Origin of the sequence: Haloterrigena turkmenica DSM 5511, from assembly GCF_000025325.1 — an archaeon.
GTDB lineage: Archaea > Halobacteriota > Halobacteria > Halobacteriales > Natrialbaceae > Haloterrigena > Haloterrigena turkmenica.
Genome location: NC_013744.1, coordinates 96,747 through 123,053 on the forward strand (window position 1 = coordinate 96,747; position 26,307 = coordinate 123,053).

Annotated in this window: 20 protein-coding genes and 1 pseudogene; 6 read left to right on the forward strand and 15 right to left on the reverse strand. The window is 64.4% G+C overall.

Translation table 11 applies throughout. The annotated features are described in order from the left end of the window. Positions 1 to 354: 354 nt before the first annotated feature. A complete protein-coding gene (locus HTUR_RS19065; protein ID WP_012944971.1) occupies positions 355 to 2,241 on the reverse strand; it encodes a heparinase II/III domain-containing protein in 1,887 nt (628 codons plus the stop codon). 138 nt (positions 2,242 to 2,379) lie between these two features. On the opposite strand from HTUR_RS19065, the gene HTUR_RS19070 reads away from it, so the two are divergent. Together HTUR_RS19070 and HTUR_RS19075 are read left to right on the forward strand one after the other, a co-directional pair. Beyond that, positions 2,380 to 3,204 (forward strand): sugar phosphate isomerase/epimerase family protein, encoded by an 825-nt coding sequence (locus tag HTUR_RS19070; protein WP_012944972.1) that lies wholly within the window; start codon positions 2,380 to 2,382, stop codon positions 3,202 to 3,204. Positions 3,205 to 3,250: 46 nt separating this feature from the next. Continuing rightward, on the forward strand, positions 3,251 to 4,240 hold the full coding sequence (locus tag HTUR_RS19075; protein ID WP_012944973.1) for a hydroxyacid dehydrogenase: 990 nt from the start codon (positions 3,251 to 3,253) through the stop codon (positions 4,238 to 4,240). Here the strand turns inward: HTUR_RS19075 and HTUR_RS19080 are convergent. From HTUR_RS19080 to HTUR_RS19095, 4 genes and pseudogenes are all read right to left on the reverse strand, one after another. Beyond that, a pseudogene (locus tag HTUR_RS19080) lies at positions 4,155 to 5,492 on the reverse strand (RNA-guided endonuclease InsQ/TnpB family protein). The gene HTUR_RS19075 and the pseudogene HTUR_RS19080 sit on opposite strands and share 86 nt — an antisense overlap. A gap of 662 nt (positions 5,493 to 6,154) precedes the next feature. After that, positions 6,155 to 6,460, reverse strand: coding sequence for an L-rhamnose mutarotase (locus tag HTUR_RS19085; RefSeq protein WP_012944974.1), 306 nt, complete (start codon positions 6,458 to 6,460; stop codon positions 6,155 to 6,157). 196 nt (positions 6,461 to 6,656) lie between these two features. Next, entirely contained in the window at positions 6,657 to 7,688 is a 1,032-nt protein-coding gene (locus HTUR_RS19090; RefSeq protein ID WP_012944975.1) for an LLM class flavin-dependent oxidoreductase, read from the reverse strand. A gap of 3 nt (positions 7,689 to 7,691) precedes the next feature. Beyond that, positions 7,692 to 8,897, reverse strand: a complete 1,206-nt coding sequence (locus HTUR_RS19095) for an enolase C-terminal domain-like protein (RefSeq protein ID WP_012944976.1) — start codon at positions 8,895 to 8,897, stop codon at positions 7,692 to 7,694. 293 nt (positions 8,898 to 9,190) lie between these two features. Here HTUR_RS19095 and HTUR_RS19100 point away from each other — a divergent pair, with 293 nt between their 5' ends. The 3 genes from HTUR_RS19100 to HTUR_RS19110 all read left to right on the forward strand — a co-directional run bounded on the left by HTUR_RS19100 (position 9,191) and on the right by HTUR_RS19110 (position 13,045). Beyond that, positions 9,191 to 10,225, forward strand: coding sequence for a zinc-dependent alcohol dehydrogenase (locus HTUR_RS19100; protein WP_012944977.1), 1,035 nt, complete (start codon positions 9,191 to 9,193; stop codon positions 10,223 to 10,225). Positions 10,226 to 10,367: 142 nt separating this feature from the next. Next, on the forward strand, positions 10,368 to 12,083 hold the full coding sequence (locus HTUR_RS19105; RefSeq protein ID WP_012944978.1) for a glycoside hydrolase family 97 protein: 1,716 nt from the start codon (positions 10,368 to 10,370) through the stop codon (positions 12,081 to 12,083). Between the two features lie 92 nt (positions 12,084 to 12,175). Beyond that, positions 12,176 to 13,045: an amidohydrolase family protein gene (locus HTUR_RS19110; RefSeq protein ID WP_012944979.1), complete on the forward strand. Its 870-nt coding sequence runs from the start codon at positions 12,176 to 12,178 to the stop codon at positions 13,043 to 13,045. A gap of 3 nt (positions 13,046 to 13,048) precedes the next feature. Here HTUR_RS19110 and HTUR_RS19115 read toward each other — a convergent pair whose 3' ends face one another. The 3 genes from HTUR_RS19115 to HTUR_RS19125 form a co-directional block, all read right to left on the reverse strand. Continuing rightward, entirely contained in the window at positions 13,049 to 13,885 is an 837-nt protein-coding gene (locus tag HTUR_RS19115) for a fumarylacetoacetate hydrolase family protein (RefSeq protein WP_012944980.1), read from the reverse strand. A 129-nt stretch (positions 13,886 to 14,014) separates the two neighbouring features. Further along, positions 14,015 to 16,240 (reverse strand): LUD domain-containing protein, encoded by a 2,226-nt coding sequence (locus tag HTUR_RS19120; protein ID WP_012944981.1) that lies wholly within the window; start codon positions 16,238 to 16,240, stop codon positions 14,015 to 14,017. Beyond that, positions 16,240 to 16,752 (reverse strand): LutC/YkgG family protein, encoded by a 513-nt coding sequence (locus HTUR_RS19125; protein ID WP_049941943.1) that lies wholly within the window; start codon positions 16,750 to 16,752, stop codon positions 16,240 to 16,242. The genes HTUR_RS19120 and HTUR_RS19125 overlap by 1 nt, the downstream gene beginning before the upstream one ends. A 372-nt stretch (positions 16,753 to 17,124) precedes the next feature. Here HTUR_RS19125 and HTUR_RS19130 point away from each other — a divergent pair, with 372 nt between their 5' ends. Beyond that, positions 17,125 to 17,889: an IclR family transcriptional regulator gene (locus tag HTUR_RS19130; RefSeq protein WP_012944983.1), complete on the forward strand. Its 765-nt coding sequence runs from the start codon at positions 17,125 to 17,127 to the stop codon at positions 17,887 to 17,889. Between the two features lie 74 nt (positions 17,890 to 17,963). On the opposite strand, the gene HTUR_RS19135 is transcribed toward HTUR_RS19130, so the two are convergent. The 7 genes from HTUR_RS19135 to HTUR_RS19165 all read right to left on the reverse strand — a co-directional run bounded on the left by HTUR_RS19135 (position 17,964) and on the right by HTUR_RS19165 (position 26,298). After that, on the reverse strand, positions 17,964 to 18,149 hold the full coding sequence (locus tag HTUR_RS19135; RefSeq protein WP_226377532.1) for a hypothetical protein: 186 nt from the start codon (positions 18,147 to 18,149) through the stop codon (positions 17,964 to 17,966). A 92-nt stretch (positions 18,150 to 18,241) separates the two neighbouring features. Beyond that, entirely contained in the window at positions 18,242 to 19,330 is a 1,089-nt protein-coding gene (locus HTUR_RS19140) for an ABC transporter ATP-binding protein (RefSeq protein ID WP_012944985.1), read from the reverse strand. Continuing rightward, positions 19,330 to 20,394 carry an ABC transporter ATP-binding protein gene (locus HTUR_RS19145; RefSeq protein ID WP_012944986.1) on the reverse strand — a complete coding sequence of 355 codons (1,065 nt, stop codon included), beginning with the start codon at positions 20,392 to 20,394 and terminating at the stop codon, positions 19,330 to 19,332. The genes HTUR_RS19140 and HTUR_RS19145 overlap by 1 nt, the downstream gene beginning before the upstream one ends. Before the next feature lie 69 nt (positions 20,395 to 20,463). Continuing rightward, positions 20,464 to 21,459: an ABC transporter permease gene (locus HTUR_RS19150; RefSeq protein WP_012944987.1), complete on the reverse strand. Its 996-nt coding sequence runs from the start codon at positions 21,457 to 21,459 to the stop codon at positions 20,464 to 20,466. Then, positions 21,452 to 22,471, reverse strand: a complete 1,020-nt coding sequence (locus HTUR_RS19155; RefSeq protein WP_012944988.1) for an ABC transporter permease — start codon at positions 22,469 to 22,471, stop codon at positions 21,452 to 21,454. The genes HTUR_RS19150 and HTUR_RS19155 overlap by 8 nt, the downstream gene beginning before the upstream one ends. Before the next feature lie 42 nt (positions 22,472 to 22,513). Beyond that, positions 22,514 to 24,268, reverse strand: a complete 1,755-nt coding sequence (locus HTUR_RS19160; protein WP_226377533.1) for an ABC transporter substrate-binding protein — start codon at positions 24,266 to 24,268, stop codon at positions 22,514 to 22,516. A gap of 260 nt (positions 24,269 to 24,528) precedes the next feature. Next, a complete protein-coding gene (locus tag HTUR_RS19165; protein WP_012944990.1) occupies positions 24,529 to 26,298 on the reverse strand; it encodes an ABC transporter substrate-binding protein in 1,770 nt (589 codons plus the stop codon). Positions 26,299 to 26,307 lie beyond the last annotated feature (9 nt).

The window sequence follows — 26,307 nt, forward strand, 5'->3', positions numbered from 1 at the left end:
TCCGTGAAAGAGTTGTCTCATACTCTTATCTAAGAATATGAGCTGTGGATCATAGATTTTGATCTTAGAAAAGATTGGTGGGGTATCGGCGTCGTCGCAATGAGCAGGTATCGGCTTCTTGGCGCCCTGCATCGACGGTTAGCGGGGCTTCCGCCGTCGTAGACGCGAAGTGCGTTCGTGAAAGTACATCGACGTGAACTGTCAAGCGTAGTCTGACAACGTCGTCGAAATGAGAACCGTCCCCTCAACGAACGAGCGCGAGCGAGTCGAGGTGATATCGACGTGAGCGGGCCCCGTAGTGCCCGAATCCCGTTTTCAAGCGAGCGGCGTCGACGGTTACGGTGACTGCATGACTTACTCTCTGCTCTCGGGTTCGATCCGTAGCTGTAGCGACGTCGCGCGGCTACTGACGGTCCGTTCGATGCGAGCGCGCCAGACGTCGCGCGTCCCGTCGGCCGTCTCGATCGCGTCCGTAAGCCGTTCGACGCTGCGTTCGGCGTCCGAATCGTCCGGCGTCACCCGCGTACGACCGCGTTCGCCGTCGACGACGAGTCCTCGCTCGTCGCTTCGAATCGGGAACGCGGAGACGAGCGTGGACTCGAACGTATTGTCCGCGTTCGCGAACACCGCGTCGTCGCCGACCGTGACGACGCCGTCGGTTCGGTCGAGCGTTACGGTCCGGCGGAGCGACTCGAGACCGGCGTCCTCGGGGTAGCAGTCGGCGAGTTCCATCTCGAACGCGTCGACCGTCGGCGAGGAGCGTCGGTCGAGTACCGACGCGGCGAACGCCTCCCCGGCGGTCTGCTCGACGCCGTTCACGTACGGAACGGAGTGGCCGAGCGAGCGCGCGGTGATGTACTCGTAGCGGGCCGGACCGAAGTAGTCCCGGTCGTACTCGGGACGCCCCGGATCGGTGAGGAGCGACTCGCCGTTCGCGTGAACGACGAACGAGCCGCAGTCGTTGTGGTTGTGCGACTCGCCGTTGTGGCCGGCTTTCGCGGCGACGACGAGACCGTCCGGATCGGCCGGGCTCGCCCGCGTAATCCACCACTCACAGCCCCCGAAGTATCGACGGGTCGGCGGGGTGGAACGCGTCCACGACGCGGGTACCGTCCGCGTCCAGTGGAGGTCGCGGACGATCTCGGGCAGCGACGCGACGTTCGGGCCGGCGAACGCGTCCGTGCGGCGCGCCATCTCCCACCGGCCGCGAGCCGCCAGTCCCGGCTTCTCTAGGCGGCGTCCGAGCCACGCGGCCGCGCGCGGCGCGACGACGCTCTCCTCGTCCGAGTCCGAGAACGGAACGAAGCGTCCGGGGCTGAGTTCGACGGCGAGTGGGTACGCGGCGAGACGCTCGAGTTTCGGGGGCGAGCACAGCGAGTGCGAGCCGTCGGTCGCGCTCTCGAGGGCGTCCGCGAGCGCGACGTAGTTGCCCACGCCGTAATTCCAGTAGCCGACTCCTTCCGTCGTCCCGCCGTCGGCGCCGAAGCCGTCGAGGTAGTGGCCGAGACCGTCGGCGACGCGTTCGACGATGCGCGCCTGCCGGCCGGCGTCGTCGAGGAGGTGTAGCGCGGCGAGCGCGACGCCCGCGCTACAGACCGCGTTCCAGTTGTTCGTTGCCGTCGTCCACCAAATGTCGTCGCGGTCCTCGTAAGGAGTGAAAACGCGACAATCGACTTCGGCGCGGATGCGCTCACGGAGCGCGGGATGGAGACGGTCGCCGAGAATCGCGTCGACCTCCGCGAGGAGGAGCGCCGCGCCGACGGTGAAGAGCGCGACCGTCCGCTCTTCGCTCGGGACGGCGCCCGGGAGCCCCTCCCGAGATTCGTCTCCGAGGTGTGCGGGCCACGTCCACGTCGCCTGCTCGCAGAGCGCCCACGCGTGGTCCAAAATCGGATCGAAGTCGTCGTCGCGTTCGACGCACGCGGCGACGACGAGCGCGGAGAGACGACGCCGGCGTTCGCGTGCGGCGGCTTCGTAGCGCGACCGATCTCCCGTGCGCTCGTAGTCGAGGTACTGACTGGCCGTGAGCGACGGGATCTCGCCGTCGCGAGCCGATTCGGCGTCGTCGAGCAGCGCCTCGACCGGCTCGCAGGTCAGTTCGTCCGTGCGGAGGGCCGTCCACGCCGCTTCGTCGTCGTACGTCGGGAGCGTGAACGCCTCCCCGGGGCCGTCGAGGGCGTCTCGGAGGCCGCCGACCGTCCATTCGCGCGGCGGATAGTCGTGGTCGTGCGCCGTCGGCATACGCGATAGGAACGACGGTGTGCCAATAAACCTCGTGGTGATAGCTGCTCCTTCGCGCACGAACCGTTGGGAGCCACCGAACGTGTGAGCCCGTACCGTTTCACAAAAGTCTAGTGCGATCGGCAAGTTGTGTCGGCCATGCAACTCGCACTGTCGACGCTCGGCTGCCCCGACTGGGACCTCGAGCGAATACTGTCCGTCGGCCGGGAGGCCGGCTACGACGGCGTGGACTTCCGAGGGTACCGGGACGAGATCGACGTCACGCGCCATCCCCTGTTTACCGATCGAGCCGACGAAACGCGGTCGAGACTCGAGGCCGCCGGGCTGAGCGTCAGCGCCCTCAGCTCGAGCATCAGCCTCTGTGAACCCGGCGACCGATCGGCCCGCGTGGCGGAGGCGCGCAGGCTGATCGAGGTCGCCGACGCGTTCGACGTCGACCGAATCCGCGTGTTCGGCGGCGGCGACCTCGACGCCCACTCGAGAGCCGACCTCGCGCGTTTCGGGGGCGAAACCATGCGGGAGATCCTCGCGATCGACGGCGCGGAGAACGTCCGGTGGATCCTCGAGACGCACGACGCCTGGACCGCCTCGGACGACTGTCAGCGACTCCTCGACGAGCTTCCCGCGGACGACGTCGGCGTCCTGTGGGACGCCGCGCACACCGTCCGTCTCGCCGGCGAATCCCCGCGCGAGACCCTCGACGCGCTCGGCGACCGGATCGAGTACGTGCACGTGAAAGACGCCGTCTACGACCCGGATCATCACGACGCGACCGACGACGGTTACGTGTACGCGGTCCCCGGCGAGGGCGACCTACCGATGGCCGACGTCGTCGAGGCGCTCCGCGAGCGGGGCTACGACGGCTGGCTCGTCTTCGAACACGAGAAGCGATGGCACCCCTCGCTCGCCGATCCCGACGTCGCCCTTCCGGCGTTCGTGGAGTGGTTCCGCGACCAGCGGTGAGCGGACGAATCCCTGCGTTTATAGTATCGAAGGAGTTACGAGAGATATGAAAATTTTCGTCACGCTACCGGACGGGGAACTTCGGGACGACTTCTTCCCGAACGAGGTCCGCCACCGACTCGAGTCGCTTGGTTCGGTCGCCTGGAATCCGTCGACCGACGACCTCTCCGAGGACGCCCTCCGTGACCGCATCGACGGCGTCGACGTACTGGTCACGGGGTGGGGCAGTCCGCGGGTCACCGCCGACGTCCTCGAGGCGGCCGACGATCTGCGACTGATCGCCCACACCGGCGGGAGCGTCGGGACGCTGGTCTCCGAAGCGGTCTACGACGCGGGGATTCCCGTCGTGAGTGCCAACGACGTGATGGCCGACCACACGGCGGAACACACGCTCGGCTCGATCCTCGCGAAACTGCGCGCCGTTCCGGAACTCGAGGCGTCGATGAAAGCGGGCGAGTTCGGTGCCGACGACGTCGATATTCGGACCCTCCACGGGAAGGACGTCGGACTCGTCGGGCTGGGGACCATCGGTCGGAAACTGCTCGACCACCTGGCCCCCTTCGACGTGTCCGCCAGTATCTACGATCCCTACGTGAACGCGGAAGCGCTGGCGGAGTATCCGTTCGCGACGCTGACGGATCTCGAGACGGCGCTGGACTCAGCGGTCGTTTCCGTCCACGCGGCGCGGACCGACGAGACGATCGGCATGCTGGACGCGGATCGACTGGCGCAGATCCCCGACGGGGCGCTGTTCGTCAACACCGCGCGCGCCGAGATCGTCGAGGAAGCGGCGCTCGTGGAGGAACTGCGGTCGGGTCGGCTCTCCGGCGTCTTCGACGTCTACCATCAGGAGCCGCTCCCCGCCGATCACGAGTTCCGAGAGTTCGACAACGTCTTGCTCACCCCCCACGTCGGCGGATCCCAGATCCACAGCCCGCTAACCGAGACCGTCATCGACGACATCGAGCGGTTTCAACGAGACCAACCGCTCGAACACGAGATCCCGAGACGACAGTGGCAGACGATGACTCGGTAAGTAACCCACGACTGAAGTCGTGGGCTTTTCAGCGTGGACTCCCGATTCAGCCTCAACCGAGGCGGGCGATGTACTCGCCACTCTCGTTCAACATCCCGCTGTTTAGGCGCACACCTACGGGTGCGCCTCCATCGGAGCCGGTTTGGTTCCGACGGAGATACCGCAGACCGATGTTCTTCGCCACATTGTAATCCGCGTGAGTCTCGTAGCCGCACTTCTGGCACGCAAAGTCTTCGCCATCGCGGTTGTCCGGGTGCGTAAACCCATACGTCGAACATCGTTTCGACGTGTTCTCGGGTTCGACCATCTCCACGTCGATATCGTAGCGGGCGGCCTTGTACTCGACAAAGTCATACAGGCGGTTGTATGCCCATTTGTGCCCCCACGACGCGTTGAGGCGGTCGCGGATGCCCGTGAGCTGCTCGAACGCGATCACCGTACAACCGTGCTCGACGGCCTCGTCGATGATCTCGTTGGAAATTTCGTGGAGCATCTGTTTGAATCGTCCGGTCTCGCCGACCGATTGGATGTTCTCGTGTGCCCAGCGCGTGCCACACTGTGCAAGGCTGGCGCGGCGCTTCTCGTATTCGCGCCGCCAGTGATCGAACTCGCCGCCGTCCCAGAAGCGTCCCGTCGAGGCGACGGCGAACTTGTTCACGCCGAGGTCGACGCCGAGGACCGTTGGGTGCTCGGTCGTCGCCTTGACCGACGTGTCGGGCTCCACCTCCGCTTTCGTATGGACGTGAAGCATCCACTCGCCGTGTTTGTAATGCAGTTCCGCCCCGGTGGTCTCGAACGCATCGGAGAAGAGGTACTTCAAGTGGGGCGTGTTGCGGGAGTCGTCCGGGAGGACGTAGTCGAGTTCGATGCGGCCATCGACCGTCGAGAGCGAGACCTAATCGTCGTGGAACGTGGCCGAGCGCTTGTCAGAGACGAGATGCGGGCTGGTGAAGTGGGGTTTGCCCGCGGTCTCGCCCTGTTTCCAGCGTGCGACGACGCCCTTGACGGCTTCGGCGGCTTTGTTCCGCGCCGCCTGTACCATGTTCGCCGTCAGATCCGTCTCGTCGCGAACATCGCTGTATGTCTCGTCGTGGAGTGTCGTCTTGCTCGTCGTTTTGTACTCGCCCTGCCACGCGTGATCAACCACGTAGTTGGCGGCAAACAGGAACTCATCGACGGTCTCTTTGAGAGATGTAGCGGCGTCGCTATCCACGTCGAGTTTGACGAGGACGGTCCGCTGCACTTCTCCCATATTTCATATGTATGGGTGGAGATTTAAAGGCGTTGGGGAGTCAATTTGGTATATGCATGTGGATAGACTCACAAGTGACGCGCTTCCTCCCACGACTAAAGTCGTGGGTTTCCGCGCTGTTTCTGTATGAGACGGACGTGACGACCGGCCCCGCTCGGTCGGCGTCGTCAAGCCGATCTCTCTCATGAGTTCGATCAGAGACGAGTCTGTCTCAAGTGACCCCTCTCAGCGTCCGTCATCGGCGGAAAACGATCGCGAACGGGGATATTCAGCCGGTATCCGGCGCTTCGAGACCGTTTTCGGCGCGCTCAGACGGACAACCGCGAGCGGGCGTCCGGTGACACCGGAACAGTCGCTGCGATCTCTAAACGTTCTCCGGAAAGTTATTACGGTTGTACTACTGTAAACACCGTCCGACTTATAGCCAGAATCTCGTTCCAACGGCCGAATCATAGCGGAAGAAGAGCTCGTACCCCGAGGTTGCTTCCGTCCGGCGAGACCGGACGGCCTGTGCTAAATAATATCAAGGAGAAGGCAGGAGAGCGAGTCGACCGATCGCGCAACCGTGTCGGAGGTAATCATCGAGACCTCGATAAGAAGGATCGGTGCAGTCGGCTATTCGGAAACGACGGGTTCGTGCAACGAACGATCCGCTGTGCCCGTCAGATCATTCGATACACTTCGTCCATCCACTGATCGGAGTCGTCGTCGACGAGGATTCCGTCCATCTCCTCGGCCCAGCGAGCCTGTTCGTCGCTCGTCTCCATCACGTCGCGAATCGCGTCCGGGTCGTCGAGTTCCATGAACCCGAAGACGTGCCCGTCCGACTCGAAGACGCTGTAGGTCTCGAGTCCGGCGTCGGACTCGAGATACGCCTCCTCGAGCCACGCGGGAACGTCCTCGTGGGCCTCGCGGTACGCCTCGCGCTGTCCGTCGGCGATTTTCAGGTGGAAGGCAATGCGTGCCATACGGGAAACGAATCGAACGGGAGCGCCATAGCGATTTCCCCGTCTTTCGACCGATCGAGGATACTCGAGTCGGCACCGGCCGACCGGCATCGTCGGACGCGTCCGAGATGTGAGTACGTCGATCCGAAGGAGAAAAAAGGCGAGAAACTGAAGCGAAAGCGAAACCGTGATCGCCGACCGGCGGCGGAACCCGTCGCTACCGAAACTGCGGTATCACTTCGTCGGCGAACAGTTCCATGCCGCCGGTATCGGGGAAGTCGACGAACCAGCACTGGAACTTCGTGACGCCGACGTCGATTCGCCGCTCGATCGCCTCGGCGCACTCCTCGGGCGTCCCCATGATGAAGTAGTCCCTGGCGATCTCCTCGGTCGTGATGTCGGCCTGATCGACGTACTCCTCCTCGAACTGGATCGGAATCATCAGGTCGAGCAGGCGCTCGTACTTCTCGGGATCGCGCGTACAGATGACGTGCCCGTCCCAGGAGTACTCGATCTCGTCGGGATCGCGGCCGACCGTCTCGCAGTGGTCCTCGATGACGCCGATCTTGTGTTCCAAGGTCTCCGGCGTCCCTTTGAACACGTCCGTGTTCCAGACGTCGGCGTGTTTCGCGACGAGTTTCAACGTCACCTCCTCGCCCTGGCCGCCGACGAGGATCGGTGGATGCGGGTCCTGTACCGGACCGGGCTCACAGTAGGCGCCGTCGATCTCGTAGTGATCACCCGCGAAGGAGGCGCCGTCGCCCGACTCGTCGGTCCACATCTCCTTCATCAGGCGGATGCTCTCGTCTAAGCGCATCAGTCGCTCGAAGCCGTCGCGGTACTCCCAGCCGTAGGCTTCGTACTCGGGTTCGTGCCAGCCGGCGCCGAGCCCGAGCTCGAGGCGACCGCCGGAGACGATATCGAGCGTCGCGGCCATCTTCGCGACGAGCGCGGGGTTGCGGTAGTCGTTACAGAGGACGAGCGAGCCGAGGTTGATGTCGTCGGTGAGCCCCGCCAGCGCGGACAGCAGCGTCCAGCACTCGTACTCGGCGTTGTCGCGACCCAGCATGAGGTGGTCGGGCGCCCAGGCGGCGTCGAAGCCGAGCTCCTCGGCTTTCAGGACGCCCTGCTTCGTGGTCTCCCAGTCGAGTTCCTCGTAGCACGGCGTGTCGCGGTGGGAGGGATCCGTTCCCGACTCCGGCGCGCCCGCGAACACCGGCACGTTATACTCGAAGGTGACGTCGCTCATGGATCACTCCACGCTGTAGTGCTCGAGGGCCTCGGGGTTGGTCGCCGAGCTCAGTCCGACGGTCTCGGGCAGCGGAATGGTGCCACCTTCGGCCTGGGGCGGATTCGCATAGATGGCGTCGGCGTAGGTCGACTCCTGCTCGCCCTGGCGCTCCTTGTACCACTCCGGGATCGGGAAGTACTCCGCCATCGGCGCGTTGGTCGAGGCGGCGATGAAGTGCAGCGTCGGGTTCGTTCCGGAGTGAGGGATCACCGGCACGTCGCGGGCGCTGGCCATCGAGTCGATCTTCAACAACTCGGTCAGCCCGCCACAGCGGTGGATGTCGGGCTGGAGGATGTCGACGGCCTCGCGCTCGAGCAGCTCCTTGTGGCCCCAGCGGGTGAACTCGTGTTCGCCGCCGGAGATGGGGACGTTCGAGGCCTCTCTGACCTCGGCGTAGCCGTCGATGTCGTCCGGGATGACCGGCTCTTCGACCCACTCCATGTCGTAGCGCTCGAGGCGCTTGAGCATCTTCTTGGCGTAGCGGACGTCCCAGCCCATGTAGGCGTCGCCGGCGATCGCGATCTCGTCGCCGACGGCGTCCCGGACCGTCTCGACGATCTTCTCGTTCTCCTTCATACCCTTGCGGCCCGCTTCCGGTCCGTACCGGAACCGCAGTTTCATCGCGTCGAAGCCCTGCTCGGCGTAGTTCTGGGCTTCCCGGGCGAGTTTCTCGTGGTCGACCGGGTGGAGGTTGCTGGCGTAACAGGGAATCTCGTCGGTGACCGGGCCGCCCAGCAGTTCGTATACCGGCTTCTCCGCTTCCTTGCCGGCGATATCCCAGAGCGCGAGGTCGACCGCGCTGATGGCCTCGATGGCCGCCCCCTTCCGACCGAAGGGGATCGTCGCTCGGTACATCATGTCCCACAGGCGTTCGCGCTCGCGGGGATCCTCGCCGACGACGAGCTTCGAGAGCGTCTCGTCGACGATCGTCTCGATCGAGCCCGTCGCCCAGTTGCCGACGCCGACGCCGGTGATGCCCGCGTCCGTCTCGACCTCCACGACGACGTCGCCGACCGGCCCCATCCACTTCCGGCGGGCCTGCGGGTTGTCGCCGTCGGCGTTGTTGTACTCCTCGAACTTGCTCATGACGGTGACGAGCGGGAACTCGACGAACTCGCCCCAGGAATCGGTACTGACCTTCGTGACGGTGATGTTCGTTATCTCCATGAATTGACGTTCACTTCCGGAGGACTCACCCTGACGTGTGTTGATTAGCCACATAAGTGTTTGTGGTGTCACGCCGCCCTCCCTGCGATACGCCCACCTCGTCCCCCTTTCGACGGGCTGATCTGAACACGGCGGTCACCGATACCAGGTGCGAAGACGGCGACCGCCGGCCGACCTCGAGTGTCTCGCCGGCGAGACAGGCCGTCGCCCCGAGCGGAAGTGTTTCTACCTAAAGTTATATATGTGAGAGTCCCCCACGTATTGATAGCTCGACCAGAGCGAGGTAACCCTAGATGAAGGCCATAGTACATACCGGTCCCAGAGCCATCGAGATTCGCGAGCGCGAGAAGGCAGTGCCCGACGACGACGAAGTCCTCGTTCGCGTTCACTCGGCGGGTCTCTGTGGCAGCGACGCGCACGCGTACAAGTACGAAGACGGCTACGAGTGGATTCCGATTCCCCGAACCATGGGCCACGAGTACTCCGGCGAGGTCGTCGAGGTCGGCGACGACGTCACCGACTTCGCGGTCGGCGACCACGTCGTCGAGGAGCCCATCCACGACTGCGGCTCGTGTTTCCAGTGCAAGAACGGGCAGCCGAACGTCTGCCAGAACTTCGAGATCACGGGCATGCACAACGACGGCGCGTACACCGAGTACACGACGGTCCGACCGCGCGATCTGCACCTGATCCCCGACGGCGTCCCGCTCGGCCACGCGAGCATCACCGAGCCGCTCAGCATCGCGACGCGGGCGGTGTTCGATCAGTCCGCCGTGACGCCGGGAGATACCGTTCTCGTCGAAGGCCCTGGCCCGATCGGCGTGCTCGTCGCGGCCGTCGCGGATTCGATGGGCGCCAACGTCTTCGTCTCGGGCCTGGGCAAGGACACGGCGTATCGACTGCCGCTGGTCGAAGAGCTCGGAATCGAGACGATCGATATCGAGACGAACGACCTCTCCAAGGTCGTCGACGAGCGCACCGACGGCGTCGGCTTCGACGCGGTCTTCGATACGACCGGCCACTCGAGCGGTATCGAGATGGCCATCGATCACGTCCGAAAGGGCGGGCAGGTCGTCGTCGTCGGCCTCCCCGGCTCCCCCAGTGAAGTGTTCATGACGCCGGTCGTCCGCGGCGAGGTCGACGTGAACACGTCCTACGGATCGACCTGGCGGAACTTCGAACAGGCCATTCGACTGCTCTCGGCCGGCGCGATCGACGCCGACGCGATCATCGACCGCTCGTTCAGCGTCGACGAGCCGACCGCCGCGTTCGAGGCGTTCCTCGAGTCCGAAACCTGCAAGCCGGTCTTCTCGTTTGCGGACAGCTGAGCGATCGCCTCTCCTTCAAGTGCGCCCGCTCATCGGTCGCATCAACCGTCATCGACGGCGTCCGACCGGCGCAACAGCACCGTCTCCCCGTTGACGGACTACAAGTCGAATCTTTGATACGGGTGACTCGCGGACGGTGCGTATGGTTCAGCTCACGGATCCCGACGGTACCATCACGATCGACGTGGACCCGAACGGGACGTTGCGCGTCGACCGATCCGGAGAGACGGTTTTCGAACCGTCGCCCTACGGGCTTCCGACGCCGTACGGCTCGTTCCCCGAGGAATTCGAACTCGACGACGTGCGAACCCGAAGGATCGACGAATCGTACGAACTCGTTCACGGGAAACGGTCGAGCCCGCGCCACCGAGCGGTCGAGAAGACGCTCTCGTTCGAGGGCGACGGCGGCTCGGTGGACCTCCAGGTCCGCGCCGCAGACGACGGCATCGCGTACCGATACCGGTTGCGAGGCGAGCGAGACGAGTATCTCCACCCGGGCGACGAGTCCGGCTTTCGGTTCCCGCCGGGCGCCGTCGCGTGGCTCTCCGACTATCAGGCCAACCACGAGGGACACAGCCGGCAGGTCCCGGTAACAGCCGTCGACGGAGAGTACAATCTCCCCGGCCTCTTTCACGTTGACGACACCTGGGCGCTCGTCTGCGAGGCCGGCGTCGACGGCGACTGGATGGCCGGCCGACTCGTCGGGACGCGCGACGACGCGCCGGGCGTCGACATCGGATTTCCCGAGTCCCACCCGACGTCGCACGTGTGGGCCGACGATCCCGCGACGACACCGTGGCGCGTCGCGATCGTCGGCGACCTCGCGACCGTGGTCGAGTCGACGCTCCCGACCGACCTCGTCGACGGGCCGCGGATCGACGGCGACTGGGTCGAACCCGGTCGCGTCGCGTGGTCGTGGTGGGCGAGCGGCTCGAGCGTCCGGTCGCTCGAGGAGGAGCGCGAGTACGTCGACTACGCCGCGGAGCGAGGGTGGGAGTACGTGTTGGTCGACGCCGGCTGGGACGACGAGTGGCTCCCCGACCTCGTCGCGTACGCGAACGACGCCGGCGTCGACGTCGAGCTCTGGTCCCACTTCATCGACCTGAACACGGAGTCCAAGCGCGAAGAGCGCCTCTCGAGGTGGGCCGAGTGGGGCGTCGCCGGCATCAAGGTCGACTTCATGGACAGCGACGATCAGGGACGGATGCAGTTCTACGACGACCTCGCTCGCGCCGCCGCCGAACACGAACTGACCGTGAACTACCACGGGTCGGCCGTCCCGACGGGGCTCCGTCGGCGCTGGCCCCACGTCATGACGTACGAAGGCGTTCGCGGCGCCGAGTACTACAAGTGGACGACGAACACGCCCGAGCACAACGCGACGCTCCCCTTCACCCGCAACGTCGTCGGCCCGATGGACTACACGCCCGTGACGTTCTCCGCCGAGCGACGCGCGACGTCGGCGGGTCACGAACTCGCGCTGTCGGTCGTCTACGAGTCCGGACTGCAGCACTACGCCGACGGGATCGAGAGCTACGAGACGTATCCGATCGCAGAGCGCGTCCTCGAGTCCGTTCCGGCGGCCTGGGACGAGACGAGGTTCCTCCGCGGACGACCCGGGTCGGAGGCCACGTTCGCGCGACGGAAAGGCGACGGCTGGTTCGTCGGCTCGATCACCGCCGGTCCGGCGGAATCGATCGAGGTTCCGCTCTCGTTTCTCGACGGGGAGACGACGGCCGTCGTCGCGACCGACGCCGACGAGGGAGACGGTCTCGAGGAGTACGAACGCGCGGTATCGCCGGACGAATCGCTTCGCGTGTCGGTCGCGGAGAACGGCGGCTTCGTCGTCCGGCTCTGAGGCCGACCGTCGGGTACCGCTCTCCTCGTCGCGATGCGACTGTTTTTTCTCATAAACTTTAGTAGCGTTGGAGACGGTATCGTTTGTAAACGATGGTACTTGACACGCATACCCACGCCTGGGCGCGACCGAATCGGGACCACCCCTGGGTCAACGGCCCGCTCGTCGAGACCGTCGACGAGTTCGACGTCGACGCGGTCTACACCGCGGAGAAACTCCTCGCGGACATGGACGCCGTCGGGATCGACGAGGCGGTGGTCGTCGGCTACCCGATCTGCGAGTGGACCGACAACTGGTACACCGTCCAGTGCGTCGAGGAGCACGACGACCTCACCGGAATCGTGATGCTCGACCCGTTCGCCGACGACGCGGCCGACCGGCTGCGCGAGGCGATGGCCGTCGACAGCGTGCTCGGCGTCCGCCTCGGAGCGATCTGCCCGTACGATCGCATGTGGGAGACGTTCGATCCGACGGTGAGCTGGCTGCGCGACGCGATCGACGAGACCGCGTTCTGGGAGGCCGCCCGCGAGACCGACGCGCTGATCCAGATTCTGGCCCACGTCGACCAGCTCGAACAGGTAGTCGACCTCGTCGAGAGCTACCCCGATCTCTCCTACGCGCTCGATCACTTCTGTCACGCCGGCCCCGAGGTCCCGCCCGAAGCGGCGCTCGGCGCGCTCGAACCCCTCGCCGGCGACGAGTACGACGTCGCCACGAAGATCTCCGAGGTCGTCCACCGCTCCGAGGAGGGATTCCCCTACGCCGACATGCACGACCACGTCCGCTGGCTGCTCGAGACCTTCGGCCGCGAGCGGGTCGTCTGGGGCTCGGACTTTCCGAACGTCAGCGACGAGGCGAGCTACGAGGAGAGCCTGCGGTGGCTCGAGCACGTCGACTGTCTCTCGAAGAACGACCGAGGGTGGCTCACCGATCGGGCGATGCGGGAGTTGTGCGGGATCTGAGCGCTACTCTTCGACGACGTGGTTCTCGAGCGTGCCGATCCCCTCGACCTCGGCTTCGACCGTGTCTCCGGGCGAGAGCAGTTCCGGCGGATCGCGGAAGATGCCGACGCCGCCCGGAGTGCCGGTCGAGATGACGGTACCCGGCTGCAGCGTCATTCGGTGGCTGAGGAACTCGATGGTGTCGCCGACGTCGAAGATGAACTCCGCCGTCGAGGACTCCTGTTTCACCTCGCCGTTGACCCGGAGTTCGACGTCGACGTCGTTGGCGTCGATCGCGTCGGGCGCGGTCAGGGCCGGCCCCATCGGCGCGAACGTGTCGTAGCTCTTGCCCCGGAAGAACTGGCCGTCCTCGAACTGGGCGTCGCGCGCGCTGACGTCGTTGACGACCGTGTAGCCGGCGACGTACTCCTCGGCCTCGTCGGCCGAGACGTCGCAGGCGGTCCGACCGATGACGACGCCGAGTTCGACCTCGTAGTCGACCTGCTCGACGTCCGCGGGGTGGACGATCGGCGCGTCGGGCCCGGTGACGCTCGAGGGCGATTTCGCGAACAGCATCGGGGTGTCGGGGATCTCCTCGTCTTGCTCTTCGGCGTGGTCGTAGTAGTTCAGGCCGACGCAGACGATCTGCTCGACGGACGGAATCGGTACCAGATACGTCTCCGGCTCGTCGATTTCCGGGAGTTCCCCGGTCTCGACGGCGCGACGGACGCGGCGACGGTAGCCGGGCGTCGCAAGGTCCTCGAGTGACGGTGCTCCGAAGCGGTCCAGCGCGTACGTCCGGTCATCGACGGAAACGCCCCAGCGGACGCCGCCGTCGGTCGCGAATCGAACGAATTGCATCGTCTCGAAATTTCGGTCCTGGATCTTGAATCTTTCTCTCGACGGAGCGCGAGCGAAACCATCCGCCCGATCGCGCGGACTCGCCGAGCGGACGCGGTCTCGTCAAACGGAAGCGGAACCGTCCGGAGATCACTCGGACCCGTCCGGTTCGACGAGCGAGATCGGATGCCGCGGCTGCCGAGCGAGGAGGCCGTCCAACTGCTCGAGACACGACGTCCCGCTCGCCACGACCGTTCGATCGGCGGTGTCGGGCGCCTCGAACTGTTCGCCCAGTCGCTCGCCGACATCCACGCTCAGGTCGTAGTACTCGCGCTTGTAGCCGAAACTCCCCGCCATGCCACAACACTCGACGTCGCTCTCGAGGACGTCGTACCCCAGTCGTTCGAGGACGTTCGTCGTGTACGCCTCGAGTTCGAGCGTCCGCTGCTGGCAGTGGGAGTGGTACGCGAGGGCGGAGCCAGCGCCGTCCCCGTCGCTGGCGTGTCCCAACGGCGCGGGATCGACCCCGTTCTCGAGCAGGCCGTAAATATACTCGAAGACCTCGTAGCTGCGCTCGGCGAGGGCCCGGTAGCGCCGCTCGTCGAGGAGGCGCTCGTACTCGCCGCGGAACATCGCGAGGTCGCTGGGCTCGACGGCGACGACGTCGTACCCCGCCTCGAGGTAGGGCTCGAGATCCGCGGAAACCTCGCGAGCGTGGTCTTCCGCGGTGGCGATCATCCCCTGCGAGAGCGGCGCGCGGCCGGAGGAGGCGACGTCGGGGACGTCGACCGCGACGCCCAGCGCCTCGAGCGTTCGCACCGTCGCCTTCCCGCGGTCGGTCCGGATGTAGTTCGTGTAGAGGTCGGGATAGACGACGGCGTGGTAGTCGGCGTCGACGGGCCGTGGAACGTCGCGGTTCCGGAACCACTCGACGAACGTCTCGCGATCGAACTCGGGCAGGTCGCGGCGGCGATCGATCCCGAGGACGCGTTCCATCGCCAGCCGCGAAGGAAGCGTGTCCGCGACCCAGTTCGACACGGGCGCGGTCGCGGAGCCGAGTTTCGATAGCGTCGCGAAGTTGCCGAAGAAGCGCTTTTGCAGGTCCATTCCGGCCGGCTCTTCGTCCGGCGTGAGCCCCTCGACCAGGAAGTCGAGTCGACCGTCCTCGGCCCCGCGATTGCGCCGATCGCGGACGACCGTGTTGATCCACGGGATGTCGATCTTCACCGGACACTGGTTGACACACCGCGAGCAGCCGGTACAGAGGTCGTTGAACTCGTCGGCCGACTCCTGACCGTGGACGCCGGCCTCCCAGCCCGTCGCGATGCCCCCGGAGTAGGTCTCGCCGCCGAAGGCGTGGCCGCCGACCGACTGGAAGTTCGCACACGAGTTCGAGCAGGCACCGCAGCGGATGCAGTACAGGGTCTCCCGGAGCTGGTCGTCCTCGCGCATGTCCATTCGGCCGTTGTCCAGCAAGACGAGGTGGAACTCCCGGTCGGCCGAGTCGTCGGCGATCGGCCCGTCGTCGTCGAAGTCGACCGGCGGCGTCGAGACCGGCGGCGAGAACAGCGAGACGTAGGACGTGATGTCCTGTCCCGTCCCCGAGCGCGCGATCAGTTCGACGAACGGCTGGAGGTCCTCGAACGTCGGAATGATCTTCTCGACGCCCGCCACGGCGACGTGGGTGTCGGGCACGGCGACGGTCTTGCGGGCGTTGCCCTCGCTGGTGACCAGCGCCATCGTCCCCGTGTCCGCGGTTACGAAGTTCGCACCGGTGACACCGATGTCCGCGTCCTCGATCCGCTCGCCGAGGTACTCCCGCGCGAACGCGGTCAGCTCCTCGGCCGTCTCGAGTTCCGTATCCGGGTCGAAGTACTCGTTGAACAGGGCGGCGATCTCCGCCCGGGACTGGTGGATCGCCGGCGCGACGAGATGGCTGGGTGCCTCGTCGGCCACCTGCAGAACGAACTCGCCGAGGTCGGTTTCCCAGACGTCACAACCCTCGGCCGCGAGGGCCTCGTTCAAATCGATCTCCTCGGTCGTCATCGACTTGGACTTGACGACGGTCTCGGCCGCCCGTTCACGGGCGAGTTCGCGGACGTACCGGTTCGCGTCGGCGGCGTCCTCGGCGACGTAGACGGTCCCGCCGTTTTCCTCGACCGTCTCGCGCACCCGCTCGATCAGTTCGGGGAGGCGCTCGATCGCGTCCGCCTTGATCGCCCGCGCCCGGTCCTTGTACGCGTCGTAGTCCTCGAGTCGGGCGACGGACTCGTATCGGCCCTCGTTGAACCCGCGGGCGTTGCGTTCGACGCTGTCGCCCTCCGTTGCCATGATCTGACGAATCCGCTCGGCCTTTCGGGATCGCTCGCTCGACATTATTCCGCGTCGTCCTCCACGATGACCGCGTGGGTCTCTCGCGGGCCGTGCACGCCGTAGACGAGTTCGCCCATGTCGGCGGTCGCGCTCGGACCGGTCGCGAGCACGGCGTCGCCGTCACCGGTGCGGAACCGCTCGCCCAGGCGTTCGAACGCCGCGGCCATGTCGTCGACGAGGTCCCGCTCGCGGACGACGATCACGTGCCGGTCGGGGAAGAGCCCGGCGAGTTCGGTGCCGTCCGGCGTCGACTCGAGGACGACCGTCCCGTAGTCGGCGACGCCGAGCGCCGCGGCCGTGACACCGCATGCTGCCTCGCGGAGCTGGTCGGGCGTCGGCTCGAGGACGATATCCAGCCCCTCGAGCGAGACCTCCTCGAAGGGGAGCGGCGCACCGATCGCGGGCTCGTCGACGACGTCGGCGAGCGTCTCCTGAAACGCCGCCGGCGAGGTCCGAGTGACGGCGGTCCGGACGCTCCCGAGGTTCGTTTCGAACATCTCTAGCTGTGTCTGCATTGCGTAGTCGTGAGTAACCGAGGCCAGGGATTTGGATCTTGTCATCGACCACCACATCGCGCGGCGAGCGCGTTCCCTCGCTGGTATCTGCCGACACGCGTCCGATCCGTCGGTCCCGAGTCGAGTTCGATCGCACTCGAACCCGGTGTACGGGTTCGTCCGGTGACATCGGAGAGTTTCCACGTACCGACCCGACAGCTGCTTCGATAGCGTCGCTACCAGAGACGGTCTCGCCATCGTTCTCGAAGGGAAGAGTGGTTTCACGGCCGGGTCGGCGTAGCGGCCGCCGCTACTCGAGACCGAGGCGACTGTTGCGGATACGTCCGGCGTGGCCGGATAACTATTAAATATATCCTAGTTGTATGCGAGTGTATGTCGAGCAAACCACGCCGACCGGTCCAGGCCGCCGCGACGACGTTTCGGGTCATCGAGACCCTCCACGAACTCAACGGCGCCGGCGTCTCCGAACTCGCGGACGAACTCGAGATGCCCAAGAGCACGGTCCACGACCACCTCCAGACGCTGAGCGAAGCCGAATACCTCGTCAAGCGTGACGGGAAGTACCACGTCGGCGCGCGTTTCCTCGAGCTCGGTGGGTTCGCTCGCAGTCAGATGAAACTGTACCAGATCGCCTCCCCCGAAATCGAGAAGTTAGCGGAGGAGACCGGAGAGCACGCGAACCTCATGATCGAAGAGCACGGGAAGGGGATCTTCCTCAACAAGGCGAAAGGCCGGGACGCCGTGAACCTCGATACGCACATCGGCAAGCGGGTTCACCTCCACACCACCGCCATGGGGAAGGCGATCCTCTCGAAGCGCTCCGAAGCGGCCGTCGACGAGATCATCGACCGCCACGGCCTCCCTCGCGTGACCGAGAAGACGATCACGGACGCCGACGAACTGAAGGATGAACTGGCGGAAATCCGCGATCGGGGGTACGCGATCGACGACGAGGAGCGGGTCGCCGGAATGCGGTGTGTCGCGGCGCCGATCTGTGACGGCGACGAGACTCCCCTCGGCGCGATCAGCGTCTCGGGGCCGACGAACCGATTCAACGACGAGACGTTCACGAACGAGATTCCGAAGACCGTGCTGAGCACTGCGAACGTCATCGAAGTGAACATGACCTACTCCTGATCCGGCCGTCGCCACCGAGGTGACCGATACTCGTTCGACTCGGTAAACACCGCGGGAGCAGAGAACGGCGGACGCTACGACCCGTAGTGATACCAGATCCGGTATGCGACGGAGCCGACGACGGTGGCGGCGAGGAGCGAGAGGCCCCACAGACCGAGCACGCCTGCCATCGGTCCGTCGAAGAAGAGTATCCCCGCGAGCATCAGGCCGATCGCGATCACGACCGAAACTTGGGACGCTCGACTGCCGGGAAGGCTCACGGATCGACTCCGTCTGGAGGGTGACTTGCTGGACGGTTCCATCGTGGTGTTGTCGGTCGTATCTGACATTGCTGTGTTGTCGAGAGGGGGTCTCACTGGGGGTCGACCGGCGGCTCGTCGGCTATCTCGGGGCTGTTCCAGTACTCGTGGTGCTCGTCCGCCCGGAAGCACCGGGCGTAGTTCTCCTCGTCGCCGCCCGCGTGGATTCGTCCCGGATGCTGGCGTTTGCACACCTCTCGAGCGTTCGGACAGCGCGGGTGGAAGCTGCAGCCGGAGGGAAGGTTCGTCGGATCGGGGACGTCGATCTTCCGCAGGGGGAACTCCTCGTCGTCCTCGTCCTCATAGAGGTTCGCCGTCGCCCACTGCAGCGCCTTCGTGTAAGGGTGTTGTGGGTTCTCGACGATCTCATCGACGGTACCGATCTCGACGATCTCGCCGAGATACATCACGGCGATCCGCCCGCCGGACTTCTCGGCGATGTAGCGGGCGTTCGAGAGGTCGTGGGAGATGAACAGGTACGACGTCTGGAACAGGTCCTGCAGCTCGAGCATGAGATCCATCATCTCGACGCGCAGGGAGACGTCCAGCGCCGAGATGGCCTCGTCGGCCAGGATCAGATCGGGGTTCAACAACAGCGCGCGAACGAGCACCGCGCGCTGGGTTTCCCCGCCCGAGAGCTGGTGTGGGTACCGGTTCAGGTAATCGCTCGGCGGCGACATCCCGACGCGTTCGAACAGCGTGTGGATGCGCTCCTCTCGCTCCTCGCGGCCCAGATCGGGGTACCACTTCTTCAACGGGAGCATCAGTGAGGTGAGGATCCGCTGGTTCGGATTGAGCGCGCTCCCGGGATCCTGGTGGATGATCTGGAGCGAGTGACGAATCTCGTCGAACGGGATCTCGGCGTTGGCGGAGTCGTTTCGCGCCTCCCAGATGTCCTGGCCGCGATAGCTAACCGTTCCGCTGGTCGGCTTCTGGGCGCCGATCGCCGTCTTCCCGAGCGTCGATTTCCCGCAGCCGCTCTCGCCGATCAGCGTGAGCGTCTCCTGTTCGCCGAGCTCGAGGGAGACGTCGTTGACCGCGCGGACCGTCTCCGAGTCGCCGAAGACGTTGAGCAGACCCCCGTCATCGGTGAATTCGACGGAGACGTTGTCCATCGAGAGCATCGGCTCGGACGGCGCCATCAGTTCTCACCTCCGTCGGTCGCGGCGCTTTGGCTGGTCGTCGGAGGGGTATCGGGCGCGGCGCTGATCGGCACCGCGTCGTCGGCCTCGTCGTAGTAGAAACATGCGGACTCGTGGGAGTCGCTCACTGTCATCATCGGCGGGTCGTCGGACCGACACTGCGCGTCGGCCATCGGACACCGGGGATGGTACGAACAGCCCGGAATGTGATCGACCGGGTCCGGCTTGCTCCCCTCGATGATGTTCATCTCGTCGACCGGCACGTTCAGGTCTGGCGTCGTGTCGAGGAGCGCGCGCGTGTACGGGTGCGACGCGTTGTAGAGCAGATCGTCCGTCGTCCCGATCTCGACGATGTTGAACGCGTACATCACGGCGATGCGGTCGGCGAGCTTGGTCAACAGCGGGAGGTCGTGCGTGATGAACACGAGCGTCAGATCGTACTCCGCCTGGAGCTCGCGCAGGAGCGTGACGATCGAGCGCTGCATCAGCAGGTCCAGCGCGGCCGTCGGCTCGTCGAGGACGAGGAGATCCGGCTCGAGGACCAGGGAGAGCGCGATGAGCGCGCGCTGTTTCATGCCCCCCGAGAGTTCGTGGGCGTACGAGTCGAGGATCCGATCCGGATCGAGGTAGACGCTCTCCAAGAGTTCGCGCGCGCGGTCCATGCCGGCGGGAATGTCGCGGTTGTGGTCCTGCAGGGTCTCCCGGAAGTGCGTTCGAATCGTCGTGACGGGGTTGAACGAACTCATCGCCCCCTGGAACACCATGGCGACTTCCTCCCAGCGGAACCGGTTCAGTTCGGACTCCGAGAGTTCCAGCACGGAGACCGGCTCGCCGTCTTCGGGGTGGTAGGTGACCTCGCCGGTCGAAACGCCGGGTTCGACGACGGCGTTGAGAAACGACGAGGCGAGCATGGACTTCCCGCTCCCGCTCTCGCCGATGATGCCGAGCGTCTCGTTGCGAGCGACGTCGAGGTCGGCGTCGCGGACGACCCGCGACTGCCCGCGATTCATCTGGAACGTGACGTTGAGGTCGCGGACCTCCACGATCGTGTCTGTGTTACTCATGCGTTGTCTTATCGGAGTGAATTGCGGACAGTAGTATAGTACTACCGTTATATCCAGTCGTTGACCGATTCATGGTTCGGGACCTCCGTCGTCGTCGATCGTCGACGAGTGACGCGCCCTGAGTCGGACGTTGAACACGCTGTCCATCCCCTGGGAGAACAACACGAGTCCGAACGACATCAGGAAGATCGTCAGTAACGGGAACGCGAGGAAGTGGTACATGTCCGGCCGACTCAGCGCTTGCCCCTCGTAGGCGATGTTCATCATGACGCCCCAGTTGAACGTCGTGAACGGGAGGATCCCGAGGAAGTACAGCCCGACGGACTCAAAGATGATGCGTCGAGAGGCCAGCGCCGAGTTCACCGTGATGTACGGCATCAGCTGGGCGAGGACGTCCCGGCGGAGGATCGTCCCCGTCGAGACGCCCATGATCTGCGAGGCCTCCACGTACGACTCCTCCCGGATGCTGAGCACCTGTGAGCGTACGGTCCTCGCCAGCCCGGGCCAGTTGTCGAGCCCGAGCAAGACGCCGATGACGTACGGGTCTCTGGGCTGGAAGATCGCGATGAGGACGATGACCAGCGGGAGTCCGGGGATGGTGATGATGATGTCGGTGATCGACATCAGTATCGTGTCGATCTTCGAGCCACGGAGGAACCCCGAAAGGATGCCGACCAGCGCCGCGAACCCGACGCTCACGACCGCTCCGGCGAACACCATTCGGAACATGTCCGGCGTCGCGTGGATGAGTTGCGCCCCGATCGGCTGCCCGAAGGTGTCCGTCCCGAGAATGTAGTTGGGGTTCTGGAACGGCGGTTCGAGAACGGGCGCATCCCCGCTCGTCGGTCTGTCGACGAGCCAGACGCCGACAGTTCCCATCAGGAAGAATATCGTGATGATCGCCGTCCCGACGACGGCTCGCCAGTCGGTCATCGCCACCCGGGCGGGGGCGACGACGTACAGGTCGAACTGTCGCTTGAGCCGCTGGGACCGCGGCGTCGGCTCTCGGTCGATGTCCGCGTCGAACAGCGTCTCGAGTTCGTCGTCGGGTCGTTCGTTACTCATTGTTGCCTCCGGCCGAGATTCGGGGGTCGATGAAGCCGTACGTCAGATCCGCGATCAGGATCGCGACGATCGTCACGAGCGTGAAGACGATGAGCGATCCCATGAGCACGGGATAGTTTCTCACCTGGATGGCGTCGTACACTAGCAGTCCCACGCCCGGGTAGGAGAAGATCTCCTCGACGATGACGGAGCTGCTGAGCACGCCGGCGATGCCGATCATGAACTGCGTGTACATCGGCAGGATGGCGTTCCGTCCCACGTACTGGGTCGCGATGCGGGAGTTACGCAGCCCGCGCAGCTCCGCGACGCGGAGGTAGTCCTCCCCGAGGACGCGGACGGAGTTGCCCCGCATCGTCAGCGCCGTGCCGAGCCCGAGCACGCTCATCGACAGTATCGGTAGCGCGGCGTGGAGCGCGATACTCTGCATGAACGCCAGGTTGAACCCCTCTTCGATACCGAGTCCGACTCGTCCGCCCGTCGGGAAGAACTGGTACCGAATGCTGAAGAAGAAGATGAACAGAATCCCCGCGACGTAGTACGGCGTGGAGTTGAGCCCGATAACGACGACGGACGACACCGAGTCGAACCTGGATTTCTCCTTGAAGGCCATCACCGCGCCGAGCACGATGCTCACGGTGTAGCCGATGACCATCGCGTAGACGCTGATGAGCATCGACCACGGGAGTCGCTCGGCGAGGAGCGACGTGACGGTGGCATCCTCGTAGAGCGACTCGCCGAGATCGAACTCGAGGAAGACGCTGCTCATGTACTGGAAATACTGTACGTAAATCGGTGCGTCGCTCTCGAGATTCGTATAGTTCTCGACTAGCTGTTCGATCTGCTCCGGACTGATCGTGTTCGACGAGCCCATCTGCTGGGCGAGGATCTGGTTTCGAAGCGCCTGAGCAGGGCCACCTGGCATCATCTGGTACAGAACGAACGTTAGCGTCACTGTCGCGAAAAACGTCAGCAGCGCCTGTCCAACGCGCTTCGCGAAATAATTCCCTTGCATGTCCTATATCCTGTTATTAGGGGTGTTGTGGTCGAGACGAGTCTAATTCGTCGAAATACGTCCTCGCAGCAGCGCGAACGGTCCCGGGTTCGGACGGTCCATTCGGAACTCGTCCTCGCTCGGGAAGTCGAAATTCTCGACGTCGCCGGCGAAGCCGCGGCTCTCCTGTAAGTGGATGATCGCGGGTAGGTCGAAGTTGACCCACTGGACGAGCGTTCGGGTCAGTTCCTTCGTCTCCTCCTCGGACGATGCGCCCTCGAGGTCGACCATGAGCTGGGCCGGGTTGATCTCGACGCCGTTACCCTCGACTTCCGTCGCGCCGACCTCCTCGGGGATCTCGAGCGAGAACGGCACGCCGGTCGGTCCCGTGTCGCTATCACTGTTGACGTCGCCGGCGAGGAGGCCGTAGAAGTTGTTCGAGAAGTACGCCATGGGATGCCAGTACGGCAGTGCGACGTGCCACATCCAGGCGATGTCGAACTCCCACTCCTGGACCCGCGAGTAGTAGTCCTGACCGATGGCCTCCATCTCCGCGTTCAGCCCGAACTCGTTGAGGTGGTCGGTGAAGACTTTCGTCGGCTGGGACTGCGAAACGGCGGACTGCGTGATGATGGTGAAGTCAGTCGCGTTGCCGTCGGGACTGATCCACTCGTCGCCCTCCCGCGAGTAGCCGGCCTCCTCCATGTAGGCGATCGCCGTCTCCTCGTCGGCCTCGACGGGGTAGTCGATGAGCTGGTCGACGAAGTCCTCACCGAGGTATTCCTCTTCGATGGTCTCTCGGATTCCCGTCTGGACCTGCGTCGGGCTCGCGAGCATTCCCGTCTGCGTCGCGGCGTCGATGATCGCGGGAATGTCGATCGCGGAGATGATCGCGCGGCGAACCGGCCGCCGCGCGAGGTGCTCGTTGTTCCAGTTCAGCATGAACTTCTGGCAGTTGTAGTGGCTCAACTCGTAGATATTCTCGATGTTGTCGGGGTAGTCCGGGCGCTGGCTCTCGGTGATGTACTGAGTCATGTCGAGCTTGTCACTCTTCTCGAGCTGCTCGACCTGCGTCCCCGATTCGACGTTCGGAAGGACCCGAATTTGCTCGATATCCGTTTCGTCGGCCCACGGATGGTCCTCCCACTTGGTCGCCAGCGTCTCGGAGGAGTTGAAGTCCTCGATCTTGAACAGCGAGCTTCCGTATCCCTCCTCGACGAACTCCTCGGTATCGATCGTCATCTGAAGGAGATCCTCGGTAACCGCCTGGCGGCCGCTTTCTCCGCCCGCGTCCTCGTAGCGCTCGTAGTACTCTCGGAAGACCGATTTCGGGGCGCTCGTCCCGAGACCCGCGTTCGATTTCGCGATAACCGGCGAGACCTCGTTCTTGTAGATTCGTTTGACGGTGTAGTCGTCGACCAGTTCGTGGCCTTCGAGGGGGGAAGCCTCCGGGTCCTGGTAGCGCCAGAGCTCCGCCTCGATGAAGTAGTCTTCGGCGGTGATGTCGTTGCCGTTCCAGAAGTTCCATTTGTCTGAGAACTTGATCGTGACCTCGCGGCCGTCGACACTGATGTCCTCGAAGAAATCGGTCGAGACGGTCCCGTCAGAATGCGTCGCGAGCGTTTCCTGTGTCCAGTAGATACTGTACGTCTGTGCGTGGTCCGAGGCGTTCCACGGATTGAAGTGGACCTCCGTCGGCGGACGACCCCCTTCGAACGCCGTGACGAACTCCGTACTGTTGTCGCCGCCACCGACACACCCAGCGAGCGTCGCAGCGAGCGTTCCGGCGCTGGCCCCGACAAATTTACGTCTACTCAAATGACTGTGGTCCTTGATCATCTTTCCCACGGGGTATCCGTTACGACCCATCCTTATGTAGATTTTGGTAAGATATCATAGATATCATAGTACATAATATGAGACTATTCAGCAGATGACCGTCTCGGTTACGAGTAGTGACGGTGGTCTCAGGCAGAATATTCACAGTTGGCGTCCTTCTCGGCCTTCAGACGGGGAATTCTGCGCGGTAAAGCGTTCGGGTTTGCGGATCCACCGAATCTCGAGGCGGTGAGAGTCGGTTAGTTAGTCGTAATGTGGCCGTTCAGCAGCGCGTTCGGTCCCGGATTGGAGCGATCCATGCGAAAGTCGTCCTCGCTCGGGAAGTCGAAGTTCTCGACGTCGCCGGCGAAGCCGCGGTTCTCCTGTAAGTGGACGATCACGGGCAGATCGTAGTTGACCCACTGAGCGAGCGTTCGCGTGAGCTCGATCGTTTCCTCCTCGGACGATGCGCCCTCGAGGTCGACCATGAGCTGGGCCGGGTTGATCTCGACGCCGTTGCCCCCGACTTCCGTCGCGCCGACTTCCTCTGGGATCTCGAGCGAGAACGGCACGCCGGTCGGACCCGTGTCGCTGTCGCTGGTGACGTCGCCGGCGAGGAGACCGTAGAAGTCGTTCGAGAAGTACGCCACGGGATGCCAGTACGGCAGTGCGACGTGCCACATCCAGGCGATATCGAACTCCCACTCCTGAACCCGCGAGTAGTAGTCCTGGCCGACGGCCTCCATCTCCACGTTGAAGCCGAACTCGTTGAGGTGGTCGGTGAAGACCTTCATCGGCTGGGACTTCCTGACCCCCGCCTGCGTGATAGCGGTGAAGTCAGTCGCGTTGCCGTCGGGACCGATCCACTCGCCGCCCTCACGTGAGTAGCCGGCCTCCTCCATGTACTCGACGGCCGTCTCTTCGTCGGCCTCGACGGGGTAGTCGATGAGACTGTCGACGAAGTCCTCGCCGAGGTACTTCTCTTCGATGGATGCACGAATCCCCGTCTGGACCTGCGTTGGCGTCGCCATCAACCCGGTCTGGTTCGCGGCGTCGACGATCGAGGGGATGTCGATCGCGGAGATGATCGCCCGCCGGACCGGCCGCCGCGCGAGGTGCTCGTTGTTCCAGTTCAGGATGTACTTCCGGCAGCTGTAGTGGTCAAGTTCGTAGATGTTCTCGATGTTGTCGGGGTAGTCCGACCGCTGGTCCTCGGTGATGTACTGGGTCATGTCGAGCTCGTCGCTCTTCTCGAGTTGCTCGACCTGCGTCCCCTCGGTTGGCTTTACGCGGATCTGTTCGATGTCCGTTCGGTCCGCCCACGGGTGATCGTCCCACTTCGTCGCCAGCGTCTCGGAGGAGTTGAAGTCCTCGATCTTGAACAGCGAGCTCCCGTACCCCTCCTCGACGAACTCCTCGGTGTCGATCGTCAGCTGGAGGAGGTCGTCGGTCACGGCCTCCCGCTCGCTCTCCGTGGTGGCGTCCTCGTAACGCTCGTAGTACTCGCGGAAGACCGACTTCGGCGCGGAGGTGCCGGCGCCCGCGTTCGATTTCGCGATCGTCGGCGAGATATCGTCCTTGTAGATCCGCTTGACGGTGTACTCGTCGACCAGTTCGTGGCCTTCGATCGGCGAGGCCTCCGGATCCTGGTAGCGCCAGATCTCCTGTTCGATGAGGTAGTCCTCGGCGGTGATGTCGTTGCCGTTCCAGTAGCTCCACTCGTCCGAGAACTCGAGCGTGACCTCCCGACCGTCGACGCTGAGGTCCTCGAAGAAATCGGTCGAGACGGTCCCGTCGGCGTGTGTCACGACCGTTCCCTGAAGCCAGTAGATGCTGTATGTCTGTGCGTAGTCCGACGCGTTCCACGGGTTGAAGTGAACCTGTGTCGGCTGACGGCCGCCCGCAAACGCCGTGACGAACTCCGTCGAGTCGCTGTCGCTGCCGAGACAGCCCGCGAACGTGGCGGCGACCGTGCCGGCGCTCGCGCCGATAAACTGCCGTCTATTTACGCGGGTGTGATTGTGTCTCATATGACTACG